The organism is Desulfotomaculum sp. OF05-3, from assembly GCF_003435535.1.
Taxonomy (GTDB): domain Bacteria; phylum Bacillota; class Clostridia; order Lachnospirales; family Lachnospiraceae; genus Pilosibacter; species Pilosibacter fragilis.
In genome coordinates, this window is sequence record NZ_QWGO01000039.1 from 1 (window position 1) to 24,804 (window position 24,804).

General features: G+C 48.2%; 21 protein-coding genes and 1 other annotated feature. Of the genes, 4 read left to right on the plus strand and 17 right to left on the minus strand.

Features of this window, described 5'->3' with window-relative positions; all coding sequences use genetic code 11:
- Positions 1–39 precede the first annotated feature (39 nt).
- From DXA87_RS15240 to DXA87_RS15265, 6 genes are all read right to left on the minus strand, one after another.
- On the minus strand, positions 40–606 hold the full coding sequence (locus DXA87_RS15240; protein WP_021905906.1) for a biotin transporter BioY: 567 nt from the start codon (positions 604–606) through the stop codon (positions 40–42).
- On the minus strand, positions 606–2,039 hold the full coding sequence (gene proS, locus DXA87_RS15245; RefSeq protein ID WP_015555070.1) for a proline--tRNA ligase: 1,434 nt from the start codon (positions 2,037–2,039) through the stop codon (positions 606–608). Before proS ends, DXA87_RS15240 begins: the two co-directional genes overlap by 1 nt.
- A 253-nt stretch (positions 2,040–2,292) precedes the next feature.
- Positions 2,293–2,555, minus strand: a binding site (T-box leader).
- Positions 2,556–2,682: 127 nt separating this feature from the next.
- A complete protein-coding gene (locus DXA87_RS15250) occupies positions 2,683–2,901 on the minus strand; it encodes a hypothetical protein (RefSeq protein ID WP_117505215.1) in 219 nt (72 codons plus the stop codon).
- Positions 2,902–3,127: 226 nt separating this feature from the next.
- Positions 3,128–4,915, minus strand: coding sequence for an ABC transporter ATP-binding protein (locus DXA87_RS15255; protein WP_117505218.1), 1,788 nt, complete (start codon positions 4,913–4,915; stop codon positions 3,128–3,130).
- A gap of 77 nt (positions 4,916–4,992) precedes the next feature.
- The gene (locus tag DXA87_RS15260; RefSeq protein ID WP_117505220.1) at positions 4,993–6,897 is read right to left on the minus strand and encodes an ABC transporter ATP-binding protein; all 1,905 of its coding nucleotides are present in this window, start codon (positions 6,895–6,897) and stop codon (positions 4,993–4,995) included.
- Positions 6,898–7,077: 180 nt separating this feature from the next.
- The gene (locus DXA87_RS15265) at positions 7,078–7,593 is read right to left on the minus strand and encodes a MarR family transcriptional regulator (RefSeq protein ID WP_117505222.1); all 516 of its coding nucleotides are present in this window, start codon (positions 7,591–7,593) and stop codon (positions 7,078–7,080) included.
- A gap of 508 nt (positions 7,594–8,101) precedes the next feature.
- On the opposite strand from DXA87_RS15265, the gene pckA reads away from it, so the two are divergent.
- Positions 8,102–9,706 (plus strand): phosphoenolpyruvate carboxykinase (ATP), encoded by a 1,605-nt coding sequence (gene pckA, locus DXA87_RS15270; RefSeq protein ID WP_117484211.1) that lies wholly within the window; start codon positions 8,102–8,104, stop codon positions 9,704–9,706.
- A 161-nt stretch (positions 9,707–9,867) separates the two neighbouring features.
- Here the strand turns inward: pckA and DXA87_RS15275 are convergent, their stop codons facing one another.
- Complete coding sequence (locus DXA87_RS15275) at positions 9,868–10,596, minus strand: purine-nucleoside phosphorylase (RefSeq protein ID WP_117471071.1); 729 nt, start codon at positions 10,594–10,596, stop codon at positions 9,868–9,870.
- Positions 10,597–10,671: 75 nt separating this feature from the next.
- Entirely contained in the window at positions 10,672–11,979 is a 1,308-nt protein-coding gene (locus tag DXA87_RS15280; RefSeq protein ID WP_117505224.1) for a putative ABC transporter permease, read from the minus strand.
- Between the two features lie 486 nt (positions 11,980–12,465).
- Here DXA87_RS15280 and DXA87_RS15285 point away from each other — a divergent pair, with 486 nt between their 5' ends.
- Entirely contained in the window at positions 12,466–13,899 is a 1,434-nt protein-coding gene (locus DXA87_RS15285) for an amino acid permease (RefSeq protein WP_117471069.1), read from the plus strand.
- Between the two features lie 81 nt (positions 13,900–13,980).
- On the opposite strand, the gene DXA87_RS15290 is transcribed toward DXA87_RS15285, so the two are convergent.
- The 4 genes from DXA87_RS15290 to gdhA all read right to left on the minus strand — a co-directional run bounded on the left by DXA87_RS15290 (position 13,981) and on the right by gdhA (position 18,723).
- Positions 13,981–14,724, minus strand: a complete 744-nt coding sequence (locus DXA87_RS15290) for a zinc ribbon domain-containing protein (RefSeq protein WP_117505226.1) — start codon at positions 14,722–14,724, stop codon at positions 13,981–13,983.
- A 145-nt stretch (positions 14,725–14,869) separates the two neighbouring features.
- On the minus strand, positions 14,870–16,051 hold the full coding sequence (locus DXA87_RS15295; protein WP_117505227.1) for an amidohydrolase: 1,182 nt from the start codon (positions 16,049–16,051) through the stop codon (positions 14,870–14,872).
- An 82-nt stretch (positions 16,052–16,133) separates the two neighbouring features.
- A complete protein-coding gene (locus DXA87_RS15300; RefSeq protein WP_021905919.1) occupies positions 16,134–17,078 on the minus strand; it encodes a D-2-hydroxyacid dehydrogenase in 945 nt (314 codons plus the stop codon).
- A gap of 292 nt (positions 17,079–17,370) precedes the next feature.
- Positions 17,371–18,723 carry an NADP-specific glutamate dehydrogenase gene (gene gdhA, locus DXA87_RS15305; RefSeq protein WP_117505228.1) on the minus strand — a complete coding sequence of 451 codons (1,353 nt, stop codon included), beginning with the start codon at positions 18,721–18,723 and terminating at the stop codon, positions 17,371–17,373.
- Positions 18,724–19,140: 417 nt separating this feature from the next.
- On the opposite strand from gdhA, the gene DXA87_RS15310 reads away from it, so the two are divergent.
- Positions 19,141–20,451, plus strand: coding sequence for a hypothetical protein (locus DXA87_RS15310; protein ID WP_117471065.1), 1,311 nt, complete (start codon positions 19,141–19,143; stop codon positions 20,449–20,451).
- A 362-nt stretch (positions 20,452–20,813) separates the two neighbouring features.
- On the opposite strand, the gene DXA87_RS15315 is transcribed toward DXA87_RS15310, so the two are convergent.
- The 3 genes from DXA87_RS15315 to DXA87_RS15325 all read right to left on the minus strand — a co-directional run bounded on the left by DXA87_RS15315 (position 20,814) and on the right by DXA87_RS15325 (position 22,335).
- A complete protein-coding gene (locus DXA87_RS15315) occupies positions 20,814–21,248 on the minus strand; it encodes a flavodoxin (RefSeq protein WP_117505230.1) in 435 nt (144 codons plus the stop codon).
- An 82-nt stretch (positions 21,249–21,330) separates the two neighbouring features.
- The gene (locus DXA87_RS15320) at positions 21,331–21,918 is read right to left on the minus strand and encodes a DUF3793 family protein (RefSeq protein ID WP_117471064.1); all 588 of its coding nucleotides are present in this window, start codon (positions 21,916–21,918) and stop codon (positions 21,331–21,333) included.
- 135 nt (positions 21,919–22,053) lie between these two features.
- On the minus strand, positions 22,054–22,335 hold the full coding sequence (locus DXA87_RS15325; protein WP_015555087.1) for a DUF2325 domain-containing protein: 282 nt from the start codon (positions 22,333–22,335) through the stop codon (positions 22,054–22,056).
- 400 nt (positions 22,336–22,735) lie between these two features.
- On the opposite strand from DXA87_RS15325, the gene DXA87_RS15330 reads away from it, so the two are divergent.
- The gene (locus tag DXA87_RS15330; protein ID WP_117471063.1) at positions 22,736–23,119 is read left to right on the plus strand and encodes a metal-dependent transcriptional regulator; all 384 of its coding nucleotides are present in this window, start codon (positions 22,736–22,738) and stop codon (positions 23,117–23,119) included.
- 287 nt (positions 23,120–23,406) lie between these two features.
- Here DXA87_RS15330 and DXA87_RS15335 read toward each other — a convergent pair whose 3' ends face one another.
- Both DXA87_RS15335 and DXA87_RS15340 read right to left on the minus strand, forming a co-directional pair.
- Entirely contained in the window at positions 23,407–23,640 is a 234-nt protein-coding gene (locus DXA87_RS15335) for a hypothetical protein (protein ID WP_117471062.1), read from the minus strand.
- A 201-nt stretch (positions 23,641–23,841) separates the two neighbouring features.
- Positions 23,842–24,531: a hypothetical protein gene (locus tag DXA87_RS15340; RefSeq protein ID WP_117505232.1), complete on the minus strand. Its 690-nt coding sequence runs from the start codon at positions 24,529–24,531 to the stop codon at positions 23,842–23,844.
- Between the last annotated feature and the right edge of the window lie 273 nt (positions 24,532–24,804).

The following is a 24,804-nucleotide window of genomic DNA, read 5'->3' on the forward strand; positions in this document are numbered from 1 at the left end:
TTATATTATTTTATCTAGCACAACAGGTTAAATTAGTAATCATTTCCCCAGATTCTTAAGAACTGGGATCAGCCGTTTCGCCAAAACTGCCGCCAGAACACATAAAATAAAATCCTCACCGACCGTCAGAAGAAAGCAGTTGACAAACACGACCTTCCATCCGACGCTTACGCCAAGGACAAAATTGCTGCACACATAAAAATAGATCATCCCGCAGCCATAGTCTGCGAGAAGTCCCCAGAATGCAGAAAATAAAAGCCAGGAAAAAGATGTACTTTTCCTGATCTCATATACACGTCCCGTCACATAGGCCGCCGCCGCAAATCCGATCAAAAAGCCGAATGTAGGCTTTAAAAGATACGCCGGACCACCGCCCGTGGCAAAGACCGGGATCCCACACAATCCGATCACCAGATATGTCAGCACGCTGGCAAATGCCCTTTTTGATCCAAGCAAAAGGGCCGCAAGCAGCACAAAGAAAAACTGCAGCGTAAAGTGCATGGGCACTGGCTGCACCGGGATCGTGATCTTAAGAAAAGCTCCGACGCCGATGAGGGCTGTAAACAGCCCTCCGAGCGTCAGATCCCTGATGTTCCATTGCTTCATTAATATGCTTTGCCCCAGTAAACCATCTTGGTTGCCGGTTTGCCGCAGCATACGCAGGTCTCAGCAAGCTTCTCCTGCTTGAACGGCATACATCTGGAGGTCACGCCAACCTGCTCCTTTAACTTATCCTCACATTCCTGGCAGCCGCACCACATTGCGCGGATGAAGCCCGGCTTATTGTCAGCGATATCCTTCATCTCTTCCATGTTGTGTGCGTCGTAGGTGTGGGCGTCACGGTGTGCTTTCGCACGCTCGTACATGTCATGCTGGATCGTCTTTAAGAGCTCATCCACCTTCTCTGCGATCTCGCTTAAAGCAACGGTGATCTTCTCGTGGGTGTCACGGCGTACTAATACAGCCTGACCTGCCTCGATATCCTTCGGTCCAAGTTCTACACGGACCGGGATTCCTCTCATCTCGGACTCGGAGAACTTCCAGCCCGGGCTCTTGTCGGAATCATCAACTTTTACGCGGAAGTTGGAGAGAACCTCCTCGACCTCTCTTGCCTTCTCAAGAACGCCCTCCTGCTGCTGGCGGATCGGAACGATCACAACCTGAGTCGGAGCTACGTTCGGCGGAAGTACAAGACCCTCGTTGTCACCGTGTACCATGATGATGGCACCGATCATACGGGTCGTCATACCCCAGGAGGTCTGGTGAACATATTTTAACTGGTTGTCCTTATCGGAATACTGGATGCCGAAAGCCTTTGCGAAGCCATCGCCGAAGTTGTGGCTGGTTCCGGACTGGAGTGCCTTTCCGTCATGCATTAAGGACTCGATGGTATAGGTTGCCTCAGCACCTGCGAATTTTTCTTTATCTGTCTTCTGTCCGCGAACGACCGGGATCGCAAGGAAATCCTCGCAGAAATCTGCATAGAGGTTTAACATCTGGATCGTTCTCTCCTGAGCTTCCTCTGCTGTCGCATGTGCGGTGTGGCCTTCCTGCCATAAGAACTCTCTGGAGCGGAGGAACGGTCTTGTCGTCTTCTCCCATCTTACTACGGAACACCACTGGTTGTATACCTTCGGAAGGTCACGGTAGGAGTGGATGTCTTTCTGGTAGAAATCACAGAACAGAGTCTCGGATGTCGGGCGGACGCAGAGACGCTCCTGAAGCGGCTCAAGACCTCCCTGTGTTACCCATGCAACTTCCGGTGCGAAGCCTTCTACATGGTCTTTCTCTTTATCAAGTAAGCTCTCCGGGATGAATAACGGCATGTAAACATTCTTTACGCCTGCTTTTTTGAAGCGCTTGTCCAGTTCATGCTGGATGTTCTCCCATATCGCGTATCCGTCCGGTTTGATGACCATGCAGCCCTTTACGCTTGCATAATCACATAATTCTGCTTTTTTTACAACGTCTGTGTACCACTGCGCGAAATCGTCTTCCATAGAAGTGATGGATTCCACAAGTTTCTTCTCTCTTGCCATTGCTTTTCTCCTTTATATGAATTCTTGGATTGCATACATCTAAAATTTCTGAGGATGCAGGACGCCTGTTCCGTTCCGGGGCACTCCCCGTGGAAACGAAAAAAATGTGCCTTGGCACATTCTCGCGCCTCGCGCGGTCGCTTGCGACAATCTACATCTTCGCGCGAGTGCGCATCTTTGGCACATTAGTGCCTTTTTATGTAACAGGAAATTCCAAGGAATTCCCTGTTACATAAAAAAGGCTGTCGTCCACAAAAGGGACCGACAGCCGGCGTTACCACCCAAATTAGCTCCCGCACTTTACGGGAACTCTCCTCTGATATCCGTTAACGCCGGATCTACGCTGTACTTAGCAATGTAGTCATTCACTGCGGCAATCTGTTTTCACTGCCGTTTTCCACATCTCTCGCACAAAGCTCCGAGGCCGGTTCAACAACGCGCACATGGAAGCTCTCACCGTCTGCTTCCTCTCTGGGATGCCGCCATTCATCTACTTTCCCTCTTCAATGCCTGTCTGATATGCATATATGATGGATTTTAATGGATTTTTCCATGTTTGTCAAGACTCCGGGACGGATTTTGCAGGCCGGCATCACCATCCCGGAGTCTCACACTTTCTGTGTCCATTCTAAACACACGATCTTTAAAATATCAGCTTGATCAACAGCCATCCCGCCGCGATGCATAACAGCACCAATGCAAATGCCGTGGAAATTCCGAATACGATTGCTCCGACAGCGATGGATAAGATAAATCCAAACAAACTCAGCACCGCGCCGAGAAGTTTTCCACATACGCCAAGCACAAGACCAACGCACTTAAAGATCACGACAAGAAATACGATCGCAAATAAAATTGACATGATTTCGCCTCCAGTCAAACAAAATCTCGAGGATTTCTTCGGCTTATTATATTCCCACTGTCAACATTTGTAAATATAAATCAGCTCCCAATCGCTAAATACCTGATCTGGTGTTACAGTTCATGCTTACATGAACTGTAACCGATTTTGCCGATGCTTCGCATTCCAAATCGGCAAAATCCGCTGCCATAACTGTATTGTACGGGATTTTCAGTTCAGAAAATCCCTATCCATACACGGTAATGAGCCGCCCAGTTCCGTCCTTCTGGTAAACACGGTGGGAGATCGAGATAACAGTACGTCCTTCCGACGCGCTCTTTAATGCCCGGAGCACCACCTCCTCCGTCTCCGCGTCAAGGTTCGCCGTGATCTCATCGAGAAGCAGGATCCCAGGTTTTCCGGCAACGGCTCTCGCGATGGATAAGAGCTGCCACTGACCCTGGGAGAATATCTCCGGTTTACATAATGTGTCATAGCCATCATCCAGGCTCACGATCGTCCCATGGAGTCCCACGAGCTTCGCGGCCGCCTGCACCGCCTCGTCCCCGATCGCCGGGTCAAACAGTGTGATCTGGTCGCGGACCGTGCCCGGAACCATATGAAAGGACTGTTCCACATAGCCGAACTTCTTTCTTTTCTCCTTGTCAGAGAGCCGATATGCCGCCTCGCCCTCAATCAGAGCCTCACCGGAATTCGGGCGATAGAGTCCTAAAAGCAGCTTAAAGATCGTACTCTTTCCGGCGCCGGTACGTCCCGTCAGCGTTACCTGCTCGCCCGGATAGATTGCGAAATTCATGTCATTTAAAACGATGTGGTCGTCGTAGCCGAAGGTGACATCTTTAAACTCCACGCATGGTTCTGTATTTTCGAAAATTCCGCTATCATTTACCTTGGCCGCGTCTAAATCTATACTCGCCGCACTGGTGTCCCCGGAACTATTCTCCGCTCTCCCCTGCGCATTCTCTAATTCCTGTACAGCGCCATTCTTTCCAACTGTATGTCTGGAATCCACAAGTGCTCTCTCTTCTACCATCTCCCTCTCCGGCTTCGCCAGAAACTCGTTGATCCGGTAAACACCCGCAACCGCCGACTGGATCGTCTGGATCTCCATGCCGAGATTCTCGATCGGCGAGAATACCTGGGAAATATAGTTGATGACTGCGACAGATTTTCCCACGGACATGCCGAACAATGCCAGGATCTTCGCGTTTCCGGATGCCGCAAGCAGCATGACGATCGCCACCGCCACCGCATTCAGGAACAGGATCAACGGCGAGTAAACAGCGTCGTAAAAGTTCGTCTTCTCGACCGCCGAATAGCTCTCCCCGATATAGTCATCATACCTTTTCTCCATATACGTCTCTTTTCCAAGTGTATGAATCGTTCTGATACACCGGATTGTCTCCGGAACATGATTTGTGACACGGCTCATTGCCGCGCGATTCTCTAACTGCGCCGTCAGCATCTGCTTCTGGACGATTCTCGTGAACGCAAAGATCACCGGAATCAATACAACAAGAAGCAGCGCAAGTCCCCGGTTCTGGAACCAGATCACCGCAAAGATACTGATGACTCTGCAGGCATCCGCGAACATGCTGATGATTCCGGAGGTAAACAATGCCTCCACGGTATCTACATCGCCCACAAACCTGGATACCACAGCACCCGGCTCTTCCTTATTTAATGTGTCAGTGCTCAGCCGGACAAGCTTCTTCGAAAGCTCGCTTCGGAACGCATGGGTCATCTTCTGTCCAAACACAGTCAGGAAACTTTCTCTCAAGGACTCCAGCGCCCCCGACAAAAAGATCAGCAGAAAATACTCTGCTGCCATGGAAAATCCCGGGAAATTTCCGCCGGCGATCCGGTCAATGATCTTTCCGAGAACGAGAGGCGGAAGCAGGGAAATGACAACGGCACCTGTCACCGTCAGAATGATTCCGATGGAAAGCCATTTTTCCCGCACGACGGTATTTCCGATAATCGATGCCGCGCTGATACGTCTATTTGCAGTCATGATTTCCATCTCCTCTCCCCAGAATTTTCATGCGGTCTCCCTGATGGATTCCCGCGATTTCCGCTTCTTTTCGTTGTCTATTCAATATCCTCATATTTCTGTGCGCCGTCAGGATGATCCTTTTTCTCACTTGACAGAATGTTTTCATCTTTCTCCGAAATCTGCGCCCTGTAAAGCTCCGCGTACTGCGGATTTTCCGCCATCAACCTCTCATGGCTGCTGCATGTTCCCATCTTCTGGTCCATCCAGATCACCTGGTCGAACTCCGGGAACAGGTATAGTCTGTGGGAGATCAGGAACACGATCCTGTCTTTCGAGAGCTCCTTCACATGCTCAAATACCTGTTTTTCTGTATTTCTGTCAAGCGCCGAGAACGGATCATCCAGAACCAGCACCGGCTTTCCATGGCAGAGTGTTCTCGCCAACGCAAGACGCGCCGCCTGCCCTCCCGAGAGACGGACGCCACTGTTTCCCACAACGGTCTTCTCCTTCTCCTCCATCTCCCGGACCTCCTCGTCGAAACATACAGCCCTAAGCCATGGCCAGACGTTGTCATCATCCCCCAAGAGCACGTTGTTTTCCACGCTGTCTCCCAGAAGCTCCGGATCATGTCCAAGATACCCGATGATCCGGCTCCGCTCATTTTCCGTGTAGGAGGAAAGTTCCCTGCCGCCGTAAGTCAGATGACCCTCATACGGATATTCGCAGAGAAAACTCTTTCCCAGTGTAGATTTTCCGCACGCCACCGGCCCCGTGATGCCGACGATCTGACCTGGTTTCGCGGTGAAGGAAATCTCCTTAAAGATCGGGTCACTGCCCGGATAGGCGAAAGTGAGATGATCAGCTACGGCTACGTTTTCTTTGACGCTGTTCTTTTCTGACTGCTGCCCGGATTTATGCACCGCACTGCCTCCCGGTCCATTCTTCATATCCTTGTCGGAGTTTTCAGCATTGTAGTTTTCATTCTGCGCCGCGATCTCATCTTTCTCCACAGCCTCAGACGCCCGCTCCATGTACGGATGGATCCTCTTCCAGGAAACCTGCGCCTTGTGGACCACATTGAAGAGCTTCGCCGCCTTCGAGGACTTATCGGAGAGCTTCGCGTAACATGCCAGGAATGTGGTAAATGCCGCCACATCCCATGACGTCCAGCCCATTCCGAGGATATTTTCTGAACCGAAATACAGGATCATCACAGTTCCCGCCATAGCGATCACCTTGTAGACCGGCGGCAAAGCCGCGTTCCAGATATTCGCCTTCACAGCTGCTTGTTCATACTCTTTTAAGTGGACTTCGTAGTTCTCCCCGCGCTCCTTCTCACATCCGAAAACACGGTATGTAATGGCGTTGGTGATCCGGTCCAGGGTCACCGCGTTGAGCTTTCCGGTCTGCTTCTTGTAAGCTGCTCCCGTTGTCTGGACGATCCGTTTCATCTTCTCTGCTATAATATAGGAAAAAGGAGGAAAGATCATGGAACAGAGCGCCAGTCTCCAGTCGTAATAGAGCAGCATGCACACATATCCGAAAAGTGCCACACCTGTATCAAAGATCTCCGTGGTAAACTTTCTCATACCTTCCACGCAGTCATCCACGTCGGAGATCGCCTTCGTGATGACATTTCCGGCGCCCTCTTTTTCCAGCTCCACACGGGATTTATGTATCAGTGTCCGGTACAGGATCCGCTTCATCCGCCGGTTTACATTGTTGGCGAACCGGCGCACATAGAACCGCTTGATATATCTCGCCAGCTGCACCGTTCCGATCACGATCACATAGGCGGGCGCCAGCCGGAGCATCGCCGGAAAACGCTCCGTCCCTGTCAGGATCTGCATCAGGCAGCCCGCCATCTTTCCCTCAAACCATGGCCCCGCCATGAGGCCCAGGTTATAGATCAATCCCGACACTGTGATCAACGCCAGAACCTTCCATTCTGCCCGGAAATACATCATGATCTTATCTGGGCGAAAATTTTTCTTTTCCATTGCTGTTCTTTCCTGAAGTCTTATAAACTTTTCCGAGTTACCGATTTCTCTCTGAAGCAGCTTCTTCCGGAGTGTCTGTTTTTATTTTTGCTGCAATTTCTTCAAAAATATCTTTTTTCTGCACCAGACCCAGAATTTCTCGTTCTCTTTATTATCACCGCTGCTTTCAAGATCCTAGCTTCAAACAGTTCTATTTTTTACATTTTTTTCATCTGCACCCTCTATATTCTCTTCCTTATGCTTCTCCACTAACTCCGCTACATCCACAAATCCAGCTCTCCGCTCATTCTTCGACCGCCAGTACAGTTTGTCGAGCGTCTCACAAAATGCGTTTTTCTCCTCCTCCGGCAGCTCCGCCAGCAGCCACTCATAAAAGACCGCCTCGATACTCGCCTTCGAATTCTTTAATGCCTCCGCCTTTTTTGTCGCGTAAAGCAGCTGGCTTCTTCCATCCGCCGGATTCGGCTTTCTCTCGAGATACCCTTTTGCCTCCAGGCTTGCCGCCCGCCTCGCCGCAGCGCCCTTATCGATCTTAAGAGTCTCCCGTACCTCCGTCTGGGTGATTCCCGGATTGTGGCGCACGAGATGGATAAAATCGAATTCCGCTGTTCCGATCCCCTCTTCCTTCATGGTCTGCACCGTGAACTTTCCAACCTCACGGGCGATCTTTGTGATCTTTCTTCCAGTCTGGTCCATAAAGTCTCCTCCAAATATCGCTTTACTTTTGCTCCCCCGGCTTCACGCTATCTGCGTATTTTGTTTTTTCCTTGTTCCATGGAATTACAATATCGTGAAGCGCGGCGGACGCCCTCATTCATATCCGTCCTGTCTCACCGCCATGCAAATTTTAACACAATTTCGCTCCAGATAGTTGTATCATCAACTAAATTGGATGATAGTACAACCATCTAATTTTGTCAACCTCATATTTCTGCTTTTTCTTTGAAAATAATGTCTTTACTTTATTTTCTTAAAATTTCAGTATGAAAAACGGCATCCAGTAAAAGAATGATATTATTTTAACAAAGTCTGCCATTTTGTTGTTGATTTTGTCCAAATTTCATGTATAATGGAAGTGAAAGATATCATTATTGCCTGTAAAATTTCCAGGTAATGGTACCTGTTCAACCCTGAACATGTACAAGACGATAGTCCTGCCCCACTGCGGTCGGGACCAAATTTATGAAAAGAGGTTAGATAAGCGATGGCAAAGATTGATTTAAGCAAGTATGGCATCACCGGAACCACAGAGATCGTCTACAACCCGTCTTACGAGATGTTATTCGAGGAGGAAATGAAGCCGGAACTCGAAGGCTACGAAAAAGGACAGGTCAGCGAACTCGGAGCAGTTAATGTTATGACCGGTATCTACACCGGCCGTTCACCGAAAGATAAATTTATCGTTGTGGATGAAAATTCCAAAGATACTGTATGGTGGACTTCTGACGAGTATAAGAACGACAACCATCCGGCTTCCCAGGAAACCTGGAAGGCAGTAAAAGATATCGCATTAAAAGAGCTCTCCAACAAGAGACTTTTCGTTGTCGACGCATTCTGCGGCGCAAACAAAGACACCCGCATGGCGATCCGTTTTATCGTTGAGGTCGCTTGGCAGGCACACTTCGTAAAGAACATGTTCATCAAGCCGACTGCTGAAGAGCTTGAGAACTTCGAGCCGGATTTCGTTGTTTATAACGCATCCAAAGCAAAAGTTGAGAACTACAAGGAACTCGGCTTAAACTCCGAGACAGCTGTTGTCTTCAATATCACAAGCCGCGAGCAGGTTATTATCAACACCTGGTACGGCGGAGAGATGAAGAAAGGTATGTTCTCCATGATGAACTACTACCTTCCGTTAAAGGGCATCGCATCTATGCACTGCTCCGCTAACACAGATATGGAAGGCAAAAACACAGCGATCTTCTTCGGACTTTCCGGAACAGGTAAGACAACTCTTTCCACAGATCCGAAGCGTCTCCTGATCGGTGATGACGAGCACGGCTGGGACGACAACGGAGTATTCAACTTCGAGGGCGGCTGCTACGCTAAAGTTATCAACCTTGATAAAGAATCCGAGCCGGATATCTACAACGCGATCAAGCGCGATGCTCTTCTCGAGAACGTAACACTTGATAAAGACGGTGTGATCGACTTCGCTGACAAGAGCGTAACCGAGAACACCCGTGTATCCTATCCGATCGACCATATTAAAAATATCGTTCGCCCGATCTCCGCAGGTCCGGCAGCTAAGAACGTGATCTTCCTCTCCGCAGATGCATTCGGTGTACTTCCGCCGGTATCCATCCTGACTCCGGAGCAGACAAAGTACTACTTCCTGTCCGGTTTCACAGCAAAGCTTGCTGGTACAGAGCGCGGAATCACAGAGCCGACACCGACCTTCTCCGCTTGCTTCGGTCAGGCATTCCTGGAGCTCCATCCGACAAAATACGCGGAAGAGCTTGTTAAGAAGATGGAAAAGAGCGGCGCTAAGGCATACCTCGTTAACACAGGCTGGAACGGAACCGGCAAGCGTATCTCCATCAAAGATACCCGTGGAATCATCGACGCGATCTTAAACGGCGATATCTTAAACGCACCGACAAAGAAGCTCCCGCACTTCAACTTCGAAGTTCCGACTGAGCTTCCGGGCGTTGATTCCAAGATTCTCGACCCGCGTGATACATACGCAAACGTTGCTGACTGGGAAGAGAAAGCAAAAGACCTCGCAGGCAGATTCGTCAAGAACTTTGCAAAATATGAGAGTAACGAAGCTGGTAAAGCCCTCGTTGCCGCTGGCCCGCAGATCTGATCGTCTTACTGATTTAGCTTTATAAGCTGATAAATGTCAGAGGACACTGCATGTAACGTGCAGTGTCCTCTTTTTGCATCTTATCACTATTACGATCCTTAACATTCTGAGCCAGCAGGATCCGCTCCTACTATAAGCTGGTCTTTCCTGTTCAGCGCTCTCTACTCCGCATGTGCCGCCGTCTTAAGCGCCAGCCGTACCAGATCATCCATGGACTGGGCATGTTCCCGCTCTGGAAGGTCCACAAAGATCTCCTGTCCGTTCTCGTCATAGCGGATTCCTGTTGTGATTCCCACCATCATCAGAGCCCGGCATCCAAACTCTGCTGCCGCCGTATAAAATGCGCAGCCCTCCTGTTCAGAGCACAGCATACCGTACTTCTTCCACATCTTCGACTTATAATTTTCGTCGCGGTAAAGTCTGTCGTTGCAGACCGTTCCGCCCACGTACGTCACGAGATGTTCCTCATCCGCAATGCGTTTCGCGGTGCTCAAAAGCCCGAAATCTGCCACCGGTGAGAAATGTCCGTTGAACATGTTGTCGTTGATTCCGCTGGTGGTGCTGACCGCCTGGGACAGGACGATATCGAAGTTTTTCATATCGTCCTGATAGCCGCCGGAGGTACCTGCACGCACCAGGATCTTACAGCCATAATCCCTGCAGAGCTCCGTGGCGTAGATCAGCATGGACGGTCCGCCCATTCCGACTGCCATCACAGATACCCGTACTCCCTCAAACATTCCCGTATAGCAGTACGCACACCGCACATCATTCACAAGCACCGCATCTTCCAGATAATGTTCCGCGATATACTTCGCCCGGTTCGGATCTCCTACCAGGACGATCCGCTCAGAAATTTCGCCGACTTCGGCATGATTATGCATCGTCATCTGTATTCACGCTCCTTTTTCTTTCATATGTATATACTACCATAATTTCACCGGATTGTCTGCCGGAAACCATGGTTACTCCACTTTCAGCGCATTCGGATAGATCTTTTTCAGCACCTCATCCCCATAATGCTCATCCATCACCTGCTGCCAAGCGGAATCCGCTGGGATTCCCTTTTCCCTCTCACTGCTTCGCACAAGGGCCAGCCCGGAGACCGCCATGTCCACGCAGAAAAATATCAGGAGAAGCCATGTCGCTGCCTTTCCGAAGTTTATCGGAATCTTCTCGATCCAGGCGGACATTACCGGGTAGATACCCTTGATCCATGCCACAGCCGCAATTCCCCAGAAAAAGCAATACAAAAGATTGATCCGCCCGCCAAGGTTAAACGGAATCTTACTGTAGTCCCAGAAAACTTTTCCAAAGAGCATTTCTGTCAAAACGCTGCAGGTATACTCATAGGCACCGCCGAGGAATGTTCCCATAAAGAACAGGAACCGGTCGGAATACTTCCGGTAGCGGTACAGCAGCATCGTCGCCGCAGCCAGGGCCACGCCCCAGACGATGCTGAACGGTCCCCAGACAAAGCTGCTGCGGCTCATCCACACGCCCGCCGTCACCCGGCAGAAGATCGTCTCCACGATATCTCCGAGGAACGCGCCGACTACCAGAAGCAGCGCGATCTTGTAAAAACAAAGGCCGTAGGCGAATATCGTCTTTCTCTGCTCAGCCTCCGCCTGGAGCTCCTCCCGGTATACCGCCTCCGGGTAGGCGTTCTGGATACGGCGGTCCACCCAGCCATAGATCTTCCGCTCAAGCCTTGAGCTCACACCTGTGAGCCAGGAATCCACGCCTTCCCACTGGCGGATCCTGCGGCTTCTGCCGGATAAGATACATAAGGTCGCCGTGACATCCATCGCCAGCACAGCCGCCAGAATCCACACGATCAGATGCCCCGGAGTCCGCGGGAGCATCCGGAATACCCGCACCAGGACCGGTGCACCCCACCGCATCGTAGCGGCGCCAAGAACGCCCCATACGATAGACACCGGCACACAGATATATCCGTCCAGGTTCCATTTCATGTGGGAATAATCCCACCACCGCTCATGGTACATCCTCTCGATCACATGGCCAGCGATCCACTCCGCCAGAGTCGAAAAGATCATACTGCCGAGAAACAGCCAGATTCCATGCAGTTCCCGGCAGACAACAAGCATCGCGGTTCCCGTAATACCGTAAAGCACGCAGAACGGCCCATTCACGAGCCCTCTGTTTACAAACCGTCTCTGCCGCACTGCCGCTGTCACCGTCTCGAGAACCCAGCCGAAAAAGCTGAACGCAAAGAACAGCCACAGTCGCTCAAATCCTGTATACCCCATATTTTGTACCTATCCTCTCCTGATTTTTCTTTTGTTTTCCCGGAAGCATTGCCTCATTTGTGCATCTGTTCCCAGAATACTGTCCTCCGCTTTTTCATTCCCTTATTTTCCATCCTGCTTCTATAAAAAGCAGAGCATGTATCCAGATATTTTACCACATTTCTTCTTCATATAGAATATGTTTCTTTTATTTCGTTTTTTCAAAGTTTTCCTATTTAAATAAGGACATCTGTTTTCCATTCATGTTCCCAAACCGCTGCCCCAATCCCTCGTCCGTTTCATTTTTCTCTCCTCTTTCCCCCTTCTTTAGAAAACATTTTCAACCTGACCTTTTTCTGCATTTTTATGGATTTCTACCAAATTTTCTTAATTGATTTCCAATTTTTTTCTCATAATAAATTGTTCATATTTCCATAATTATATGTTATACTAAATAAGTTCGTGTTACGCGGACAAATACAATTTTATATCAAAGGAAGGTTTCTTATGGAAAACACCAAGAAAATCGACTGGTACACCCTGGCCTTCATGGCATTCTCCACGGTTTGGGGATTCGGAAACGTGCTGAATGGCTTCGTTTACTTCAACGGAGTACAGGTAATCTTCAGCTGGGTTCTGATGTTCGCTCTCTATTTCGTGCCTTATGCCCTGATGGTAGGTGAGCTCGGCTCCGCTTTCAAGCAGTCCGGCGGCGGCGTCAGCTCCTGGATCCACGAAACGATCGGCCCGAAATGCGCTTATTACGCTGGCTGGACTTACTGGGCTTGCCATGTAACTTACATCGCAAGTAAAGGAAGCGGCGGATTAAAGGCATTAAGCTGGATGGTATTCCAGAATGGCTCCACTTACGACACATTCCCGACGATCGCTGTACAGATGGCAACACTCGCTGTCTTCCTGTTCTTCTGCTGGGTTGCAAGCCGCGGCTTAAACCCGTTAAAGAAATTAGCAACGATCGCTGGTTCCAGTATGTTCGTAATGTCCATCCTGTTCATCTTAATGATGTTCGCAGCTCCGGCAATCAACCCGAACGGCGGTTTCGTTTCTGCTGATTACACAGTAAAAGGTCTGATTCCGCAGTTCAACGTGAACTACTTCACATCCCTCTCCATCCTTGTATTCGCAGTCGGCGGATGCGAGAAGATCTCCCCTTATGTAAATAAGGTAAAAGATCCGTCCAAGGGATTCCCGAAGGGTATGATCATGTTAGCCGTTATGGTTATGGTCTGCGCGATCCTCGGAAGTATCGCGATGGGCATGATGTTTGATCCGGCTGTCATCAACGAGAGCACAGACAGCTTCAAGTCCTACGTTTCCAACGGCGCTTACTGGTCCTTCCAGAAGCTCGGTGAGTACTATCATGTTGGCAACCTCCTGCTCGTTATCTACGCAGCATGCAACGCCATCGGTCAGTTCTCCACACTTGTATTAAGTATCGACGCTCCGCTTCGTATACTTCTTGACAACGAGGATGCAAGACAGTTCGTTCCGTCCGGCCTCTTAAAGAAGAATGAGCATGGCGCATACATCAACGGTATCAAGATGGTTATCTGCTTATCCGGCAGCATCATCCTGATCCAGTCCTTCGTACCGGGTGCTGCATCCGTTCTGACTCAGTTAAACAAACTGAATTCTGTAACCATGCCGCTTCGTTACTTGTGGGTATTCGCAGCATACATTGCTCTCAGAAAATCCCTCAACAAGTTCAACCCGGAGTACAAATTTACAAAGAACCAGACAATTGCCCTTGTTGCAGGCGGCTGGTGCTTCTTCGTAACCGCAGCTTGCTGTCTCCTCGGAATGTATGTTGAAGGCGATATCGCTTCCACAGCATTAAATGTAATCACACCGGTAGTGCTCACAGCACTTGGTCTGATCTTACCGGAGATCAAAAAGCGGGAAGTTGCAAAGGCAAAATAATTTATTTCAATGACAAAAAGACTCTGGAGTATTCTGATCAAAAATATCAGAATTCCAGAGTTTTTTTCAGTTCATTTCAATTTACACTTCCTCGATCCGATGCAACTCCCACACTCTCACATTCACCGGTTCCACGGCGCCGCCGCAGTATGGGCAGACGCGATCGCCAAGACCGACAATCGGTGCGCCGCAGTGGGGACAATTGACACCAATAGCAGTCTCGCCAGCGCGTATCTTTGTGATATCCTGGATGTAGACCAGCTCCATATTGAAGCGGTGCTGTTCTTTTTCCTGCTCCACATTTTTCTTTTTATCCGGCGTCTTTAATGTGTGCAGGTACTCCACCGCGGACTGGATCCGGATCCGGCATTTTCCCGGATCTTTGTCGTATCTGGAGATCTCCGTCTGATGGACATGGATCGCGTCAAATTCTTCCCGGATCTCCTTCTCTTCCATCTCCTCGATCTTCAGCCGTACCTGATCCCTTAAGGCCACAGACACCTTTCCAAGGTAAGAGAGATCTCGGTGCTCTAGCGCCTCCAGATAGCCCTTTAACTGATTCTCACACCTCTGCTTCCACTCCGGCCAGTGAAACTCCGGGAAATCCTTCTCGATCCGCGGAAGTTCCACCCTCGTCATTCCGGACACCGACTTCGGTGTATCGTCCTCCAGCGCTTCCTGACGTTTCAGCCCTTCGATCAGACTCGAGGTTCCGAAAAATTCCCGCGAAATCTGCCGGATCTTAAACATCACAAAAAAGAGAGCTCCGATCAGACCCAGCCCAGTCACGATCGCAACGATGAGGATCGCGTTTCCTGCTGTCATATCGTTTCCTCCTGCTGTAAGGAATCCTCCAAACGGACCCCTTTCGTTATCGTGGTTTCACCATGTATTTTCAACTGCTGACCACATAGACAAAACAGGGCGACCAGCCGGAGTTCTACTCCAACCGCCGCCCCAGGATCATCCATTATTTATTTAAATAATCGATCGCAGTCTGTGCTAACAGGGAAGAACCTCTCCAGAGGATATCCTCGTCCACATCGAAACGGCTGTTATGCAGCGGCCATACCGGATCCTGCTCCGGTTTTGCGGTGCCGAGCCATACAAATGCGCCCTTCTTCTCTTTCAGATAGAAGGAGAAGTCCTCCGCCGGCATTGCCGGGAGTTTTACATCCACAACATCATCTTTGCCGAAAAGCTTGATTGCTGTATTGCGGATCAGCTCAGCGTCCTCCTCATGATTTACAAGTGCCGGATAGCCATGACCATAGTTGATATCAGCAGTTGCGCCGGACTGTAAGCAGAGACCATCGAGAGTCTTTCTCATGGAATCCTCGATCATCGCGCGGGTGTCCTCATTTAATGTACGAACGGTTCCGTCCAGTGTACAGTCACCTGCGATAATGTTGTATCTTGTTCCTGCGTTAAAAATACCGAATGTCACAACAGCATTGTCAAGCGGATCAACTTTTCTGCTGACGATGGTCTGTGCGGCCATAACGAACTGGGAACCGAGAACAACAGCGTCAATACCCTGATTCGGTTTTGCGCCATGGGCAGTCTTACCATGGATATTGATCGTAAAGTGGTCTGTTGCAGCCATTAACGGGCCTGCCTTCACCCCGATCTTGCCGTGCGGAAGATCCGGCCATACATGAAGACCGAATACAGCTTCCACATCATCCATATATCCGGAATGGAGCATTCCTCTGGATCCGCCAACCGGAGACATCTCCTCCGCAGGCTGGAAGATCAGTTTCACCGTTCCGGCGATCTCTTCTCTTCTCTCGCAGAGAAGCATTGCAGCACCAAGAAGACCCGTCATGTGGTTGTCATGTCCGCAGGCATGCATAACACCGTCATTCTTGGATTTATAAGGAACCTCATTCATCTCCTGGATCTGTAATGCATCCATATCCGCACGGAGAGCAACGACTTTACCCGTTTTCTTTCCCTTGATAACTCCGACTACACCGTATCCGCCGACATTTTCATATACTTCGTCGCATCCCATCTCCTTCAGATACTCTGCTACCTTCTTTCCGGTTCTTTCCTCATGCTGGGAAACCTCCGGGTGCATGTGAAAATCTCTTCTGATTTCAGATAATTTCGGCATGAAAGCCTTTGCTGACTCCGTAATTGTGCCCATTTTTATGTCCTCCTTATTTTTGAAGTCTTAACAAAAAGAACCCGGTGACAGTCCGTCTCCGGGTTCTTCTGAGTTCTCTGAATTATAAACCAAGAGCCTCTTTAACTTTAGCAACGATATGAACACCGATGTCCTTAGAAGCATCTACAGACTGAGCGCCGATGTGCGGGGATACGATGAAGTTATCGCACTCGAACAGCGGGCTTGCGAATGTATCATTACCGGTTAAGCCGCTGCCTGCAAGCTCGTTCTCCATAACGTCTGCTGCGTAGCCGCCGATTCTGCCCTCTTTCAGAGCTTCATACATATCAGCCTCGTTTACGATACCGCCACGGCTCATGTTAAGAACAACAGCGCCGTCTTTCATCTCAGCGATGGATTTCTTGTTGAAGAGATCCTTTGTCTCCGGTGTCAGCGGTACATGGATGGAGATGAAATCAGCAACCTTGATCAGCTCGTCGATAGAAGCCTTTGTTGCGCACTGCTGCTTAAATACGTCGTCCGGAAGGAACGGATCGTAAGCAACGATGTTCATCTTGAATGCACGGCCAAGCTCGCCTACACGCTGACCGATACGACCGAATCCCATGATACCAAGAGTCTTTCCTCTTAACTCACGGCCTTCGAATTTGTACTTATCCCACTCATGGTTATATTTTACATCGTAGTTTGCTGTAAAGGTTCCACGGGAGATGTCTAACATCTTGGAAATTGTTAACTCTGCTACTGCGTTTGCGTTTAAGCCCGGTGCGTTGAATACCTGAATTCCTTTGGATTTCGCATATTCCATATCGATATGGTTTAAACCAACGGAGCAAACGCCGATAACCTTTAAGTTCTTAGCTGCGTCGAGGATCTCTTTGTCGATCTTCGGGTCTACACGCATGATCAGGACATCAACATCACCGATCTCAGCGATAAGCTGCTCTTTGCTGGACGGAAGATTGTCAGCTGTTTTAACATTCATGCATTTGCTGAGTTCCTCAGCGATACCACCCCATACTTTATCAATGATAAGGCAATTCATAATAAAATTCTCCTTTCAAGAAATGAAATTATTCCCCAAACCCTCAGTGAACAGGAATTACCCTGCTCTCATTATATTTTACAAAACCAAACTAATTTTGTAAAGCATTTTCGCGAATATGTTTTATTTTCTTAATAGCCGTCATGCCGTCAACGCCCTCTCGCAGACGCCAACAACTTAAAAGGGATGCCGTCGGACACACTCCCCGACAGCATCCCCAATATTCAGAACCTAATGCTCTTTATGCAGTTTTCGCAAATCGGAAGCTGTCATATTTGAGACTCGCTTCAAACTACCAAGCGATACCCTGAGCCATCATAGCATCTGCAACCTTCTGGAAGCCAACCATGTTAGCACCTGCAACCAGGTTGTAGCCAAGGCCATACTTCTCAGCGCACTCAGCAGAACCATCATGGATCTCTGTCATGATCTGATGAAGCTTATCATCAACTTCCTTAGCTGTCCAGGAGATTCTCTCGCTGTTCTGGCTCATCTCGAGAGCGGATACAAGAACACCACCAGCGTTAACAGCCTTAGACGGAGCAACAACCATGTTCTTCTGATCCATTAAGAATCTAAGAGCTTCGTTTGTTGTCGGCATGTTAGCAACTTCGATGTAGTACTTGATGTTGTTAGCAACGATTCTCTTAGCCTGTGTAAGGTCTACATCGTTCTGTGTAGCACACGGCATGATGATATCAACTTTCTCGCCCCACGGCTTGTCTCCAGCTACGAACTTGCAGCCGAACTTATCAGCGTAGTCCTGAACTTTGTTACGTCCAGAAGCTCTCATCTCAAGCATGAAGTCGAATTTCTCTTTTGTTGTAATTCCGTCCGGATCGTAGATGTATCCATCCGGGCCAGAAAGTGTAACAGCCTTAGCACCTAACTCAGCTAATTTCTGTACAACGCCCCAAGCTACGTTACCGAAACCAGCAACTGCAACTGTCTTACCCTCTAATGTGTCATGCTCATGTTTCATAACAGACTCAAGGTAGTAAACAGCACCGAAACCTGTAGCTTCCGGACGAATTAAGGAACCACCGAAGGAACGAGCCTTACCTGTTAATACGCCGTTCTCGTAAGCACCTCTGAGTTTTCTGTACTGACCGAACAGATAACCGATCTCACGTCCGCCAACACCAAGGTCACCAGCCGGAACATCGACATCCGGACCAATGTGACGATATAACTCTGTCATGAATGCCTGGCAGAATCTCATAACTTCTCTATCGCTCTTGCCGTTCGGATCGAAGTCGGAACCACCCTTAGCGCCGCCGATCGGAAGTGTTGTTAAGCTGTCTTTGAATGTCTGCTCGAAACCTAAGAATTTCATGATGGAAAGGTTTACGCTCGGTGCGAATCTTAAACCTCCCTTGTACGGTCCAATTGCTCCGTTGAACTGTACACGGTAACCTGTATTTACATGAATGTTTCCGTTGTCATCCTCCCACGGAACACGGAACTCGATAACTCTCTCCGGGATTACCATTCTCTCAAGAAGGGCAACCTTCTCATACTCCGGATGTGCATCTACAACCGGACCTAAGGAAGATAATACTTCTTCTACAGTCTGGCAGAACTCCGGCTCGTTAGCATATTTAGTCTTTACGTCCTCAATTACCCTCTCAACATACTTGCTCATCTCGCAAATACCTCCTTAAATGTTGGTTCTTAAACCCCTGTGCCATTTTGCACCAATAAAAGACTTTTCCCTGCTCATGAACCCCAAATCAAGTCCTTAATTGGATCTCCGAGAAAGCTTTTGTATCTTTTGTATATATAGTTTAAATATCATATATAATACGTTGTTTTTTACTATGTATACAGGATTTCTCGCTGTATCTCGCGATTTGGAAGCTTTCGCATTTCCCTCAATACAAATCTTACAAATCTCTTGATCTATTTGGGACTCATTTTGCTTACGTCCTTTATTTGTCTTTATTCTAACATACCCTTTTGACTTTGTCAACAATCTGTGGTACGATTCTTATAAAAGCTGATTTATCGACATGCCTGTCATTAATAGCATGTCCTTATATAAAAAAAGGGAGGTTCGGCCATGATCAGCATCAGTATCATAAGTCCTTTAAAATCAATGGCTGTCATCGATAAAGCGATCGAACACAACGACTTTGGATGTGTATTTCACAGGTACGTTTACGAAAATCTGGAAGAAATTAAAGACATATACGAACAGTGTAAGGACATCTCCGATGTGCTGTTTTTCTCCGGGGAACTTGGTTACTCCTATATTCTGACCCATGTGGATGATCTGAAGGTCCCATGCACCTTTATCTCCTATACTGAAAAGACTCTGCTGTCCATCCTGTTAAATTTTGTGATCCATTACCCGGATGTTCCGCTAAACAGACTCTATATTGATTTTCTGACTCCGGTAAATGATTTTATGAATTTAAAGAAATATCTGGATCCGGAACATATGCCTTACTGCTTTGAAAATCCTGTCTATAACTATGAAACCTTAAAAGAGCGGGCTGTGGAGCTCTGGGAAAGTAAAAAGATCGACATGATGTTCACGCGGACCACAAACCAGCTGGAGGTCCTCAACAAGCTTCAGATCCCCTATATCCACTTTCTCCCCACGGAGGAGATGGTCCGCGATTCCATCCGGCACGCAATCAATTCTATCCGCTTAAAACAGAAGAACCAGCTCAACAAGCTCGTGATCCTCATAAAGCTTGTCTATCCCGATAATATCTCCTCACAGGACCGGGAATATCTGGAGATCACCCTTCACAAATATCTTCTTGATTTCCGAAAAGAGTACGCGTACGATTTCTCACTTCACGCAGTCTCCAACCGGTTTGAGCTGGATCTCGACAGTGATCTCTACAAGAGCAGCTTCAGCCGTATCCAGGATCTCATCGCTTTTCTGGATCAGAAAGGCGATCTGGAATTCCGTCTCGGCGCCGGATTCGGAAAATCTCTCGGTGAGAGTCATTATCAGGCAGACCTTGCCCTGCAGGAAGCTGTCAAATACGGAAAGAATGACGGTTTTGTCATCTCCGGCGAGGACAATGCCCTCACCGGCCCGCTCTCTCTTACGAGATCCTTAAATTACAGCTATTCCAACACGAAGGCTCTGGACTACTCCCAGAGCAACGGGATCAACGAGAGCAATCTCCTAAAGATCGTCGGTCTCTTCCAGATGGATAAGGACACGATCATGACAGCTGCCTCCCTGTCCCAGTGGCTCAACATCACGAGCCGCAGCTGCAACCGTATTTTACAACAGCTTCTGGATTCCAATTTAATAGAAGAGATCGAATCCCAGAAGCAGGAAGGCAAGGGACGACCGACGAGGCAGTACCGGTTCTGCAAGAACAACTTTATACGGACCTTCTTCTAGGCTATTATAAAAGACCGCGCTCCGCCACATTTCATGCGGGGTGCGGTCTTTTGTATCACCTGTAAGAGTATGTCAAAGTACATTTTGCGCTGAAGTGGTCACTCGTGATGATCGGCAGCTTCTTTCAGACATATAGCACCATAAAAAACGCCGCCGGGACTGCATCCTTTCCCGGCGGCATCTTTTATGTTTATGTCAGAACATTCTTATTTAAATAGTAACTATTCAGTACCTTCATAGTTACATGCAAAAATCCATTCCAGATCAGCTTCGCTGATGGGATTTTTGCCCTCCAGCCTATGTTTTCTTACGGTCAGCGCAGCAAGTGCGCAGACCTACTGAACAGTTACTTTAAATATATCTTATGCTAATGCAGCAAGCTCTTTTCCAAGTGCCTTGCAGTTCTCAAGAGCCTCATCATCCGGAGTTTCCTGGCAGATAACACCCTCGCCGCCTACAACCGTAGCGCCAGCAGCTTTCATTCTGTCTTCCCAGTCTCTCATCCACTGACCGTCTCCCCAGCCGTAGGAACCGAACAGACCGATCTTCTTGCCGGATGCAAATGCCTCAACCTCAGTTACAAACGGCTCCATCTCGCCTTCCTCAAGAACCTCAGCTCCCATTGCCGGGCATCCAAGCGCGAATGCGGATGCTGCCTGTAAATCATCCATAGATACGGAAGAGATGTCTGTAACAACTGCTTCCTTGCCTGCCTCTGTGATCCCTTCTCCGACTGCTGCAGCCATAGCAGCGGTATTTCCTGTCTGTGACCAGTATGCAACAATAACCTTATCCATTTTTAATTTCCTCCTGAAATTTGTTTTACGGTAACCCGGATCTCGACGTCCACCGCTTTTTTATTATTGGAACCGGCGGTACTTAGGATGCCGCCAGGATATCCCTGATTTCGTTTCCGTTTCCGGTCATGGAGATCACATAATCTCTCGCCCGGTCATATGCCTCAAATGTCTTTAACGCATCTTCCAGGTTTCCATACACTTTCCAATATCCGGAATATAGAAAATCTCTGCCGCCCTTCTTAATGAATCCCTCTACATCCACTGGCGGATACCCGAGAACAAGACCGATCTCATGGGGGAATCCCAGTTTTCCGTCCATGTGCTCCTGATAACCTTCCGCGATGCGGTCCAAAGTTTCCTCAAGACCTAGGTCCTCATATCCGAAGGACGCCATTAACCGTTTTACATCCTCCCGTTCCAGGTATGCCCTGAGCATTCCCGGACGGTAAAGCAGGATCGACAATCTGCCGCGGAATTCATAGAGAACCCGGCAGCATACCGGTGATCCTTCAAAAAGTTTGAACACTTCTTCTTTCTGATCTGCACGCACATTTAAAAGATTCGATAATTTGATGCCTGTGAGAAGCGGTGCACACTGTAAAACTACCTGCTTCTTCGTTCCATTGACCGGGAGCTTCTGTACTACCCCGAAGATCTCTTCGCTCATACGTCATACCGCCTTTCCATCATAATGATTCCGTGCCTTCCGGCCTGTGCTTTCTTACTGTCATCACAGTAAATGTGCAGGTCTGCCGGATTATTGCCTGTTTTCTCATCACATTATCCCACCGGCAGTTCCGGTTTATGCACTGTGCTTTTCAAGAATCTCAGCAAGCGCTGTGCCGCTGCTTGTATGACAGCGGACGATATCAGTACGGTTCTCATCCACCTCATCTAATACGCAGCGCACCATCTTGTGGGATACGGTATTTGTAAACAGAATCAGAAGATCCGGTCTTCCGATCAGTTTATCAAGCCCTGTCTTCATCTGGGTGAAAACTTTCGCTTTATATTTATGATTTTCACAAATTTCTTTATACTGTCTGACCATACGGTCATGTCCGCCAATAATAACAACGCTCATGAATTTTTCCTCCTTTGCTCAAGGGTTAGATCCGCCTAACTGATGCTACAAGGTTAGCATAAACTAACTTCATTGTCAATATCTGTAATTGAGAGTTTTTCCCATTATATTAGTTGCAGCTAATTATTTTGTATAAGAATAACTCTCACCCCATTTACTGTTATTTTTTCTCAAAAGGAAGAATAGACTTTGACTCATTTCACGGATTATGCTATACTAAAATGAAGAATAACAAGGTTCCGTTTAACTGATAATGATCACGGACAATGTTATAACTTTCCGGCGTTTACAGGCTTGTGCTGAACTTATTGCACGGCTGTGTTTTTTTTATGACGGCTTTTCGTACATCAATGCGCTGAAAAGTTTCTAACCACGTTACACGATATATGGGGGTAATTACTTGAAAATCCAGGAATCTGCTGAAAACTATCTTGAGACTATTTTAATGTTAAGCGAAAAACAGCCGTATGTGCGTTCTATCGATATCGCAACTGAGCTCGGCTTCTCCAAACCCAGCGTCAGCGTCGCAATGAAGAATCTCCGGGTCAACAACCTGATCTTGGTAAATGACGAGGGACATATCACACTGACCGATGAAGGCCGCCGGATCGCGGAAACGATCTACGAGCGCCACACAGCCCTCTCCAAATGGCTGATGGACCTCGGTGTCAGCGAGCAGACCGCTCTCGACGACGCATGCCGGATCGAACACGATATCAGTGCGGAGAGCTTCGCTGCAATCAAAGAACATATCAAAAAATATTCTTCCGAAGAGAAAAATTAATGCATCTGGAACGATCTGCCAACAGTTTCAGCGTTATTATGATGATCCCTTGAAAATGTTGGGAACACATCTTTTGTGTTTCCAGCATTATTTTTATGTGCAGATCAGGCTGAATGTGCTGCATTTTTGGGAGACTCACGAAAGTCACCCGAGCAGGGCTTTTCATGCAAATATCCTTTCAGCACCTGCCGTGCACGGTCTTCTCTATGCCAGAAAAAAGCGCAGAGACCATGTACTATCTTTGTCCATGATCCTGCACTTTTCACATTTCAGATTTTGATTTCCGATCAATCTTTATAAGCAAATCCCACAAAGGACAGCTCACATCCGCCTGCCACACGGCGGAAAATATTCACAACGGTACTCATCACGTCGGCAAACACATTGTCCTTCGTCTCAACTCTGACCTTGCCATCGACGATCTCTGCATCTTTAATCTCCGGGAGTTCCAGCACTTCCCGCATGATCTCTGATACTTCCTGTTCCGAAATTTTCTTTGAAAGCTGATAAAATCTTCCCATGATTCTGCTCCATTTCCCTCCCGGAGGAGTATTATTAAAGCGGCTGCATTCTTTTTCGTGACCGCATGTTAGTTATTTCTAACTGCTTTTATCATACTCTTTTTAAAAGAAAATGGAATATCTTTATTGAGAATCTTTCCTATTAAGTAAAATTATTTTTCGTCCAACAAACAGGAAATATCAGTTCCTCGGGACCTCTATTTATTTCACCCACACACCACTGGCGTTCACCTTATATCCGTCCGGTGTCGTCGTGTTCGTCAGCATATACCCGTCAGCCCCCATGTAGTACCAGAGTCCGCTCACTGGAGACTGGAACCAGGCATTCGTGAGGTATCCGCCGGACTTTTTGTCCACCCACCAGCCTTTCGAATTGCTCTTCCACTGGTAGAACGTACCTTTGCTGTAGAGATACATATTGGAGAGAACGCCCGATGCGCAGACATTGTTGATCACGAATCTCTGTCTCCAGGTCTTTCCGTCGGAATCCTTCGCCTGGATCTCAAAAACGCCTGCCTGTCCGGTGTAGGAAGACTTTCCTTCGGATTTTCTCGCGTTCCAGTCCAGTGTATACTGAAGTGTTCCACCTTTTTTTATCGTTCCAAGAGACGCATTAAAATCCCTGATCGGATTTCCCATTCCGTCATATGCCTTCACGGTATATGTCGCGCTGGCAGCCGCCTCTGTAAACGTCACCACCGCGCCCTTCCGCACGATCGGCGCGTCTTCCGTCTCTTTCTTTCCCGATGTATTCGTCACAGTCACATTCGTCGTCCCCACGTAGGAGCTGTCCGCGCTCTCAACTCTCCAGGAAAATCCGGCAAAAGCCGTAATCTGGAAAGCCGCCGCGAAGACGCATGCGAAAATAGCTGTCTTGATTGATTTTTTCATAGTGATTCACCTCTATACGATCCTTTTGTTTCCATTTTGTACTGACTTCTTTTTAAGCAGCACAGCTTCTGACCTCCATGGGTTCTTTTCCTTTCGAACACATTTTTCCTTTTTACGCATACATCTCATTATATCCTATCTTGTCCCGAAATGCAACGAATCCTCTCTTACACTTCTCTTATGAAAAAGCGGCAAAACACTGGCAAAATACATGGACATCCACACCTTTCCACATTGATGTTAGAGCCCGGAGGAATCGACCACTCAGAGTCC

Bases quoted from the DNA above. Each gene is read 5' to 3' on its own strand.
- DXA87_RS15285 (WP_117471069.1), top strand. From the start codon at position 12,466: ATGGAAAACACCAAGAAAATCGACTGGTACACCCTGGCCTTCATGGCA.
- DXA87_RS15340 (WP_117505232.1), bottom strand. From the start codon at position 24,531: ATGAAAAAATCAATCAAGACAGCTATTTTCGCATGCGTCTTCGCGGCG.
- DXA87_RS15240 (WP_021905906.1), bottom strand. From the start codon at position 606: ATGAAGCAATGGAACATCAGGGATCTGACGCTCGGAGGGCTGTTTACA.
- DXA87_RS15325 (WP_015555087.1), bottom strand. From the start codon at position 22,335: ATGAGCGTTGTTATTATTGGCGGACATGACCGTATGGTCAGACAGTAT.
- DXA87_RS15275 (WP_117471071.1), bottom strand. From the start codon at position 10,596: ATGACGATGCATAATCATGCCGAAGTCGGCGAAATTTCTGAGCGGATC.
- DXA87_RS15300 (WP_021905919.1), bottom strand. From the start codon at position 17,078: ATGAATTGCCTTATCATTGATAAAGTATGGGGTGGTATCGCTGAGGAA.
- DXA87_RS15280 (WP_117505224.1), bottom strand. From the start codon at position 11,979: ATGGGGTATACAGGATTTGAGCGACTGTGGCTGTTCTTTGCGTTCAGC.
- DXA87_RS15260 (WP_117505220.1), bottom strand. From the start codon at position 6,897: ATGGAAAAGAAAAATTTTCGCCCAGATAAGATCATGATGTATTTCCGG.
- DXA87_RS15320 (WP_117471064.1), bottom strand. From the start codon at position 21,918: ATGAGCGAAGAGATCTTCGGGGTAGTACAGAAGCTCCCGGTCAATGGA.
- DXA87_RS15290 (WP_117505226.1), bottom strand. From the start codon at position 14,724: ATGACAGCAGGAAACGCGATCCTCATCGTTGCGATCGTGACTGGGCTG.
- gdhA (WP_117505228.1), bottom strand. From the start codon at position 18,723: ATGAGCAAGTATGTTGAGAGGGTAATTGAGGACGTAAAGACTAAATAT.
- DXA87_RS15250 (WP_117505215.1), bottom strand. From the start codon at position 2,901: ATGTCAATTTTATTTGCGATCGTATTTCTTGTCGTGATCTTTAAGTGC.
- pckA (WP_117484211.1), top strand. From the start codon at position 8,102: ATGGCAAAGATTGATTTAAGCAAGTATGGCATCACCGGAACCACAGAG.
- DXA87_RS15315 (WP_117505230.1), bottom strand. From the start codon at position 21,248: ATGGATAAGGTTATTGTTGCATACTGGTCACAGACAGGAAATACCGCT.
- DXA87_RS15255 (WP_117505218.1), bottom strand. From the start codon at position 4,915: ATGACTGCAAATAGACGTATCAGCGCGGCATCGATTATCGGAAATACC.
- DXA87_RS15310 (WP_117471065.1), top strand. From the start codon at position 19,141: ATGATCAGCATCAGTATCATAAGTCCTTTAAAATCAATGGCTGTCATC.
- DXA87_RS15265 (WP_117505222.1), bottom strand. From the start codon at position 7,593: ATGGACCAGACTGGAAGAAAGATCACAAAGATCGCCCGTGAGGTTGGA.
- proS (WP_015555070.1), bottom strand. From the start codon at position 2,039: ATGGCAAGAGAGAAGAAACTTGTGGAATCCATCACTTCTATGGAAGAC.
- DXA87_RS15295 (WP_117505227.1), bottom strand. From the start codon at position 16,051: ATGGGCACAATTACGGAGTCAGCAAAGGCTTTCATGCCGAAATTATCT.
- DXA87_RS15335 (WP_117471062.1), bottom strand. From the start codon at position 23,640: ATGGGAAGATTTTATCAGCTTTCAAAGAAAATTTCGGAACAGGAAGTA.